Below are 8645 nucleotides of genomic sequence, written 5' to 3'. Positions count from 1 at the left end.
TTCCTCTCCGTGGCACGCAACGGCTCGCTGGCCGCTTTCGAGCTGGACGCGTCGCTCTTCACCGTGGCACTCGGCACCGTCTCCACCAACGGGAACACCGCCGCTCCGCAGGAGGTCCGGATCACCGCCGCGTCGGACGAGCAGTTCAACAACATCGCCCGCCAGACCTTCACCGACCGCGCCAGCGAGATGGACCTGTCCGGCGACGGGCGGGAGGTGGCGTTCGTCGTGCACGGCGACCTGTTCGTGGCGCCGACGCGCGCGGGCGGCAGCACCGACAACCTCACCGGCAGCTTCGCCCGCGACCTCGACGCGCGCTGGAGCCCGGACAACCGGGCCCTGGCCTTCGTCTCCGACCGCAACGGGACCGAAGACATCTTCATCATCCGCTCGGCGGATACGACGGAGCCGCGCCTCGCGCGCACCCTGCGCACCCAGACCACGCAGCTCACTCGCGACCCCACCCGGGAGACGAGCCCGGGGTTCTCCCCCGACGGCCGGAGGATCGCGTTTCTCCGCTCCGGCGACCCGCCGTCGCTCTGGGTGATGGACGCCGGCGGGGCCAACGCGACGAAGCTCGCCGAGGGCTACATCAACAACTACGCGTGGAGCCCCGACGGGCGGTGGATCGCGTACGTCCAGCAGCACAGTTATCCGACCGGCTCGGGCGGCAACGACATCTTCGTCATCCCGGCCGCCGGAGGTCAGGCGGTGAACGTGACGAACTACCCCGCGGGCAACCGCTCGCCGCAGTGGAGCCGTGACGGGCGGCGGCTCGCGTTCATCTCGACCCGCGGGCCGGGAGAGGGGAACTCGGACCTCTACCAGATCTGGCTGCGCCGGGCGGACGATGAGAGGACCCGAGAAGATTGGGCGATGGAAGAAGAAAGGGGAGCGGTATCTGGGGGAGCGGTACCTTCGGGCGCGCGGGACAGCTCCGGAGCACGGACGCCGCCTAACGTGCAGATCGACTTCGAGGGCATCGAGGACCGCGCGCGGCGGGTGACCGACGGGATGCGGGTGCAGAGCTTCGCCATCAGCCCGGACGGAAAGCAGTTCGCGGTAGTGGCCAACGTGGGCGGGCAGTCGGACCTCTGGACGTTCGGACGCGACGGCGACAACCCCTCGCGCGTGACGCGCGGCGACGCGCAGCCTTCCAACGTCGCGTACGACCAGGACGGCAAGAAGATTTACTACCTCACGGGCCGCGGCGCGCTCGCGAGCATCGAGCCGAGCGGCCAGAACGGCGCATCCATCGGCTTCCAGGCGCGCGTCACGATAGACCGCGCGGCCGAGTCGCTCCAGATGTACGAGGAAGCGTGGCGTTCCCTGGGCGCGCGGTTCTACGACCCGCGGATGCACGGGCGCGACTGGAACGCGGTCCACGCCACGTATCGCACCATGGCCGAGGCCGCCTACACCAGGGAGGCCCTCGGCGACGTCGTTCTCATGATGATCGGTGAGCTGAACGCGTCGCACCTCAACTTCACCCTCCCGGCCGAAACGGACGCGGTGCGTACCGGCGAGCTGGGCCTGGTGTTCGACGACGCGTACCGTAGCCGCGGGCTGCGCGTTTCCGGTGTGGTCCCGCACGGTCCCACCGACCGTGTCGCGTCACGGGTGACGGCGGGCGAGTTCCTGCTCGCGGTGGGCGACGCGCCGGTCTCCGACACCACGAACGTGTATCGCCTGCTCGCGGGCACGGTGGGGGACCGCGTCGCGATCACGGTCGGGCCCTCCGCGGACGGGCGTGGCTCGCGCGTGCTCGGGGTGCGTCCGATCTCCGCCGCGGACCTCGGCGACCTGCTGTATGAGGATTGGGTCGCGAGGAACCATCAGCGGGTGCGGCAGCTCTCCGGCGGACGGCTCGGCTACCTGCACATCCGCGCCATGAACCAGCCGTCGCTCGAGCGCTTCAAGCGGGACCTCTGGGGCCGCGAGGCGAGCAGCGAGGCGGTGGTCATCGACCAGCGGTACAACGGCGGCGGGAACATCCACGAGCAGCTCTGGACCGAGCTGGGCCGCCGCGCGCCGATCTACTTCACCAACCGCGCGGGAGTCCGCCGCTTCTCGCCCCAGACGTGGACCCGGCCGAGCGTGGTGTTGCAGAATCAGAACTCGTTCAGCGACGCCGAGATATTCCCGTTAGGCTACAAGGCCCTGGGCTTCGGGCGGACGATCGGGCTGTCGACGGGCGGCGGCGTGATCGGCACGGCGAACATCCAGCTCATCGACGGCTCGACGTTCCGGCTGCCCGGGAGCGGTGTCTACTCCGTCCAGGGCGACCGGAACCTGGAGAACTGGGGGATCGAGCCGGACATCTGGGTCGAGAACCCGTTCGAGCAGGAGCAGCTCGGCGGCGACCTCCAGCTCGAGCGGGCGGTGCAGGAGCTGATGACCGCGATCGGGGCGCGGAGGTAGGTTTCACGGCGTCGGCGGAGCGGCGCGCGCCTCGACCTCGATGGTGATCCGCACCTCGTCGCCCACCACCGCTACTGCATCCACGAGCCGGTTGATGGTGATACCGAACTCGCGGCGGCTGATGGTAGTGGTCGCGGTGAACGCCGCCAGCCGGTTCACCACGGTGCGGCCGTCCGGCGTCTGACGGCGCAGGGCGTTCATTCCCGTCAACTCGGTCTGGAGCGTCACGGGGCGCGTGACGCCATGGAGTGTGAGGTCCCCCATGACGCGCAGGTGCGTGGCGTCCACCCGTTCCACTCGGCGGCTCGTGAAGGTCATCTCCGGGAACGAGTCCACCTGTAGATAGTTCTGCTTGAGGTCCCCGTCGCGGCGCTCGTTGTCGGTGTCGACGCTGGCGGTGCCGATGCGTGCCGTGACGGCCGAGCGCTCGACGTTGACCGAGTCGAAGTCGAAGGCCCCCGAGAACGAGCGGAAGTTGCCGGCGACCCAGGAGACGCCCAGGTGCCGCACTTTGAACGACACGCTGCTGTGGACCGTGTCGATGGTGTAGTGGAGCAGGCCCGAGGCGGGCGCGGGTGGCGCGCCCTGCGCCTGGAGGCCGCTCCCCGACAACATGACGGCGGACGCGAGGATAATGATCCGGACCCTGCGAGCGTTCATGGGAGCTTCCTTTGAAGAAGGTTCCAGGTATACGGGTTCACGGTCGCTCCCGTTGAACATTATCTTGATTGCGTGCCCGCGCGAGTCCCCGTCCCCGCCAAGCCCGCCGACGCGCCTGCCGTAACGGTGTTGCTCGCCGAGGCGAAGCTCCCGGTCGCCGATCTCTCGGCGGACCGAATGGCCGGATTCCTGATGGTCCGCAGCGGCGAGCTGTTGGAGGGGGTAGTGGCGCTCGAGGAGTACGGCGCCAGCGGCCTCCTGCGCTCGCTCGCGGTGGCGCCGGCGACCCGCGGGACGGGCCTGGGCAAGCATCTCGTCGCCGCGCTGGAGGATCGCGCCCGGGGACGCGGCATCGCGGAGCTGTGGCTGCTGACCACGACCGCCGCCGGTTTCTTCGCGAAGGCGGGCTACCGGGTGGCCGAGCGCTCCAGCGCGCCGGAGGCGGTGCGGGGATCGACCGAGTTCGCGAGTCTCTGCCCGTCGTCGGCCGTCTGCATGGTGAAGGTCCTCTGATCCTTCCGCGGTTCACGCTGCGCGAGCTGGTCCTGATCCGCCTCGGGGTGGCGGTAAACCTCGTGATCGGCCAGATAGTCGCGGCGCTGCTTCTGCCGGTCTTTCTGGACGCGGTCGGCACCATCCTCGTGGCCGCACTCGTAGGCCCGCGCGCGGCGATCGCCGCTGGTCTGGTCGCGCAGATCCTCAACGCCGTCCTGTCAGGCAACTTCTCCTGGCTGCCGTTCGGGATCATCCAGGTGCTCATCGCCGTCTACGCCGCGTACGCCGCGAAGCTCGGCGCGTTCAGGCGCTACTCCACCGCGGTGCCGGCGGGCCTCGTACTCGGCCTCCTCTCCGGCGCCACCGCCGCCCCGATCGCCTACTTCGTTTTCGGCGGCGTCACCGCCGGCGGAGTGACGGCCGTCACCACGATCCTGAGGAGTTTCGGCGTGCCGCTCGACGTCGCGGTGACCAGCGCCAGCGTGAGCACGGACCTCCTCGACAAGGCGATCTCGTGCGTGCTGGTCGCGGCGATCCTGCGTTCGCTTCCCGACCAGCTAGCCGCCCGGTTCCCGGCGCTGGCCCGATGATCGGCTACGTCCCCGGCCATTCGCCTTTGCACCGCGCGCACCCGTACACGCCGCTCGCCGCCGCGAGCGCCGTGCTCCTCCTCGCGTTCTCCGTATCGACTCCACCCGCGATCTCGATCGTGGTCGTGGCCGCCGTAGCGCTGGCGCTGGCGGGCGGCGCGGCCCGCGCCATCGTCCGGCCCATGCTCGTCCTGGTGCTGCCCACCTGGCTGCTGCTGCTCGTCCTGCACGGTGTTCTGGGTGGCGACCCGCACTTCGCCTTGGGACCGGTGAACCTGTCCGAGCCGGGCGTGCGCCGGGCGCTGGTGCTCGGGGGGCGCGTCACGGCGATCGTCATCGCGTTCCTCACGGCGCTCGCCACGGTCTCGCCGCCGCGTCTGGTGGAGGCGATGACGGCTAAGGGAGTACCGTTCGGCCGGATCTTCCTGCTGGTCTCCACGCTCACGCTGGTGCCCCGGATCCGCGCGCGCGCCGCGCAGATCCTGGACGCACAGCAGTGCCGAGGACTCCGCATCGGTGGGTCGCCGGCCGCGCGGTTGAGGGCTCTCGTCCCGCTGGTGCTGCCGCTGGTTTTGGGAGCGCTCGCGGAGGTGGACGAACAGGTGCTCGCGCTCGACTCGCGCGGGGCGTCGTCAGGAGCCCGCCGCACCGCCCTGGATCCGCCGCCTGACTTGCCGGCCGAGCGGGCGCTGCGGTGGACGCTGGCCGCCCTGGTGATCGCGGCATACGCGGCGAAGTTCGCGGGAGCGGGAGCGTGAAGCCGATCGTGCGGCTCGAGGATGCGGTGTTCACGTACCCCGGACGTCGAGTGCCCGCGCTCAGGGGTCTTACGCTCGAGATCCGGCGCGGCGAGGTGACGTGCGTGACGGGGCCGATGGGGGCAGGAACGTCCACGCTTCTGCTGGTCGCGGCCGGCTTCGCGCCGCGACTCACCGGCGGCACGCTGGCCGGCACGCGCGAGATCCTGGCCGCGCGACCCGGCATCGTGTTCGCGACCCCCTGGACGCAGCTCACCGGCATCTGCCACACCGTCGCGGACGAAGTAGCGTTCGGCCCCGCGTCGCACGGCCTGCCTGCCGAACGGGTGCGCGCCGACGCGCGCCGCGCGATGGAGCAGCTCGGCGTGGCGCATCTGGCCGCGCGCGATCCCGCCACGCTCTCCGGCGGCGAGCTTCAGCGCGTCGTCGTCGCCTCGGCGTTCGCGCTCGAGCCGGACCTGCTGGTGCTCGACGACCCGGCGGCGGAATTGGACCCCGAGGGCGCCGATGTGCTCTACGCTCTTTTTCGGACGCTAGCGGCCGCGGGGGTCGCCGTCCTGGTCGCGACTCCTGACCGGGACCGCGCGGCCCGCACGGCAAGCCGCGCGATCGTGCTCGAGGACGGCCACGTGGTGGCGGACGGACCGCCGGCCGCCACACTGGATGGGACGGACGTCGCGGAGATCGCGCGGGGGGCGGGGTGTCCCTCACCGCTTCCGCTCGACGTGGACGGACTCATGGCGAGGTTGGCGCGATGATCGGCGTCGGCGCGCGGCTGGAGGACGTTCACTGCGGCTACGGCGGAGGGGACGTGCTGCGCGGCGTCTCGCTCGATGTCGCGGCCGGGGAATCCGTCGCTCTGCTCGGCGCAAACGGGGCGGGGAAGACGACGCTCACGCGACTGCTCGTCGGACTGATCCGACCGAGTGCCGGACGCGTCACGGTCGGCGACTGGGACGCGGGCACTAAGCGGCCGGACGAGATGGCGCGGCGCGTGGGCTACGCCTTCCAGCACGCCGATCAGCAGCTGTTCGCCCGCACCGTGCGCGAGGATGTGGCGTTCGGCCCGCTCTCTCTCGGCTTGTCGAAGGACGGCGTAGCCTGGGCGATGGACGAGCTGGACCTCCTAGCAGTCGCGGAGGTGCACCCATACGACCTGCCGGCTCCAGCTCGCAAACTCGTGACGCTCGCCGGCGTGCTCGCGATGCGGCCGGGCCTGCTGGTGCTCGACGAGCCGACGGCGGGCTTCGACCGCAAGCGCCGGGAGCTCGTCATCGGTGCGCTCCGGCGCCGCCTCGCGGAGGGCGTCACAGTGCTCGTCGTGTCGCACGATCTCGGCTTCGTGGCGGAGATCGCGGAGCGCATCGCCGTGATGAAAGAAGGCGCGATCGCGGCGGACAGTCCCGCGCGGGAGCTGCTGCGCGACGTGGACGCCCTCGGCGCGCTCGGGCTGGCGCCGCCGCCCGCCGCGGCACTCGGCCTCAGGCTGGCGCTGCCCGGCGCGCCGGTGCGGATCGCGGAATGCGCGGAGGCGTTGCGTGGGGCGCGTTGGAGGGCGGCCGGGGTGTGACGTGCCCGGGGCTGCGAAGGTCGAGAGCGGCCCCGCGATCACCGTCACGCTCGACACGTCGGGTCCCAGGGACGTCGTCTTCCTCGCCCGTCGCATCGAGCTGGTGGATCTGACGCCGTACCCGGACTCGCGGATCCGGATCGCGAAGAGTGCCTATCGCGTCCGGTTGCGCGCCGGGTTCATCCTCGACTAGGCGGCGGCGCCGCCCGCCCCGGCTGCCGGCCCGCGCCCGGGGCTTCTCCCGATCATCACCCCTCCGAGGTCTCGAGTTTCTTCCGCGCCAGAGTGTACAGGAAGAATCCCAGCGCTATGAACACGACCAGCGCGAGCAGGCTGTTGCCCGCCAGGCTTGGCCACCACTGGGCGCCCATGTCGTAGGCCACCGCGTCGGGCGCGATGGTCTGGCCGGCGCGCTGCGCGGCGGCCGCCTGCGCCGTCCGGGACGCGTCCATCGGCCCCACCAGGAGCAGGCCGGCGATGGCGCCGCCCGCGATGAGGCCCGCGGCGGTGAGCGAGCCGCTCGACACTTCACCTTCGCCTGCCTTCGCGGCGCCCGTCTTCCTTTCTACCAGCCAGCGTACGACGCCTCCCGCGAAGATCGGGGCGGTGGTGGAAATGGGTAGATAGGACCCGACCGCGAAGGCCAGCGACCGCACCCCGCACAGCTCTAGCACGACGACGATGAACACGCCGAAGAGCACCAGGCCCCACTGGAGGTTCCGGTTCAGGATCCCGTTGATCACCGTGGTCATCAGCGTCGCCTGCGGAGCCGGCATGTCCGGCGAGCCGATGCCCGGCTGCTCCTGGAACTCGATGCGCCGCGCGGCGGGGTCGAAGTAGTACCGGCCGTCGGGGATCGTGCGCGAGCCGAGGACGTTGAGCAGGTGGTACGACTTGCCGTTGAAGTCCACCGGGCCGAGGTCCTTCATCTCGGCCGTGACGGTGACGTTCTCGATGACGCGGGCTTCCTGCCGCGTATAGGTCTTGTTGAGGTAGGTGAGCGTGAAACCGATGACCAGCACCGACGCCAGGGCGCCCACTATCAGCGCCACCTGTTGGCGCCACGGCGTGGCACCTATGAGGAAGCCGGTCTTGAGGTCCTGTGAGGTGGCGCCGGCGTTTGCCGCGGCGACGCACACCACGCCGCCGACGGAGAGCGCCACCGCGGGCCACGCCGCCCCCGTCCACCCGATCAGCACGAAGATGAGGCACGTCGCCATCAGCGTGGCGATGGTCATCCCGGAGATGGGATTCGACGAGCTGCCGATGAGGCCGGTGATGCGGCTCGAGACCGTCACGAAGAGGAACCCGAACACCACGATGAGGAGTGACGCAAAGCCGTTAGCGAGCGTGTGCCCAGGGTTGATGTTGAACGAGAGCAGCGCCCAGATCACCAGCATCAGCACCGTCGAGCCGCCGACCACGATCGTGATAGGAAGGTCGTCCTCGGTGCGCAGGCGCGTCACCTGCCGGCCGCTGCGCGAGTCGGTGAAATCCTTTAGACCGGCGCGCAGCGAATCGATGATCGTGGGGAGCGTGCGGCCCAGGGTGATGAGCCCCGCGGTCGTGACCGCGCCAGCGCCGATGGAGCGGATGTACGCGTTCCAGATCTGGTTGGGCGCCATGTCGCCGATCGGGATCGTGCCGGGGAAGATCGGCGTCGGGATGTGCAGGCCGAAGAACTTGATGAGCGGGATGATCACGAGCCAGGACAGGACGCCGCCGGCGAAGATCGTTCCTGCCACGCGCGGGCCGATGATGTAGCCCACGCCGAGATACTCGGGCGTCGTGGTCCCCGCGATCCGGGCGCCCGAATACCACGTCGGATCGTACGTCGGCTGAGCCCGCCAGAGATGGAGCCCTTCGTGCAGGAACTTGTAGACGGCCCCCACGCCGAAGCCCATGAAGACGCGTCCGGCGAAGCGGCCGCCCCGCTCGCCCGCCACCAGCACGTCGGCGCACGCCGCGCCCTCGGGATAAAGCAGGTTCCCGTGCTCCTTCACGATCAGAGTCCGCCGGAGCGGGATCATGAACAGCACGCCGAGGATGCCGCCGCACAGCGCGACGATGAAAACCCGGCTCACGTCGAGGTTGAAACCGAGGAAGATCAGGGCCGGGAGCGTGAACGCGACGCCGGCGGCGATGCTCTCG

The 8645-nt window shown here is 70.3% G+C and carries 9 protein-coding genes; 7 read left to right on the top strand and 2 right to left on the bottom strand.

The features are described 5' to 3' along the window. Positions 1 to 2421: S41 family peptidase (locus tag Q8Q85_03090; protein MDP3773230.1), on the top strand; the 2421-nt coding region annotated here is incomplete at its 5' end. A 3-nt stretch (positions 2422 to 2424) separates the two neighbouring features. Here Q8Q85_03090 and Q8Q85_03085 read toward each other — a convergent pair. Continuing rightward, the gene (locus tag Q8Q85_03085) at positions 2425 to 3081 is read right to left on the bottom strand and encodes a YceI family protein (GenBank protein MDP3773229.1); all 657 of its coding nucleotides are present in this window, start codon (positions 3079 to 3081) and stop codon (positions 2425 to 2427) included. Positions 3082 to 3153: 72 nt separating this feature from the next. Between Q8Q85_03085 and arsN2 the strand changes: the two genes are divergently transcribed. From arsN2 to Q8Q85_03055, 6 genes are read left to right on the top strand one after another with little or no spacing between them, the layout of a single operon-like run. Further along, positions 3154 to 3594: an arsenic resistance N-acetyltransferase ArsN2 gene (gene arsN2 / locus Q8Q85_03080; protein MDP3773228.1), complete on the top strand. Its 441-nt coding sequence runs from the start codon at positions 3154 to 3156 to the stop codon at positions 3592 to 3594. Between the two features lie 47 nt (positions 3595 to 3641). Then, entirely contained in the window at positions 3642 to 4166 is a 525-nt protein-coding gene (locus Q8Q85_03075; protein MDP3773227.1) for a hypothetical protein, read from the top strand. Then, positions 4163 to 4924, top strand: a complete 762-nt coding sequence (locus Q8Q85_03070; protein MDP3773226.1) for an energy-coupling factor transporter transmembrane component T — start codon at positions 4163 to 4165, stop codon at positions 4922 to 4924. Before Q8Q85_03075 ends, Q8Q85_03070 begins: the two co-directional genes overlap by 4 nt. Next, on the top strand, positions 4921 to 5682 hold the full coding sequence (locus Q8Q85_03065) for an ABC transporter ATP-binding protein (GenBank protein ID MDP3773225.1): 762 nt from the start codon (positions 4921 to 4923) through the stop codon (positions 5680 to 5682). Before Q8Q85_03070 ends, Q8Q85_03065 begins: the two co-directional genes overlap by 4 nt. Beyond that, positions 5679 to 6494: an ABC transporter ATP-binding protein gene (locus Q8Q85_03060; protein MDP3773224.1), complete on the top strand. Its 816-nt coding sequence runs from the start codon at positions 5679 to 5681 to the stop codon at positions 6492 to 6494. The genes Q8Q85_03065 and Q8Q85_03060 overlap by 4 nt, the downstream gene beginning before the upstream one ends. A gap of 1 nt (position 6495) precedes the next feature. Then, complete coding sequence (locus Q8Q85_03055) at positions 6496 to 6687, top strand: hypothetical protein (protein ID MDP3773223.1); 192 nt, start codon at positions 6496 to 6498, stop codon at positions 6685 to 6687. A gap of 55 nt (positions 6688 to 6742) precedes the next feature. Here Q8Q85_03055 and Q8Q85_03050 read toward each other — a convergent pair. Further along, a partial coding sequence (locus tag Q8Q85_03050; protein ID MDP3773222.1) for an oligopeptide transporter, OPT family occupies positions 6743 to 8645 on the bottom strand: 1903 nt, incomplete at its 5' end.

The organism is Gemmatimonadales bacterium (genome assembly GCA_030697825.1).
Lineage (GTDB): Bacteria > Gemmatimonadota > Gemmatimonadetes > Gemmatimonadales > JACORV01 > JACORV01.
This window is presented reverse-complemented; position numbering and strand designations above follow the sequence as displayed.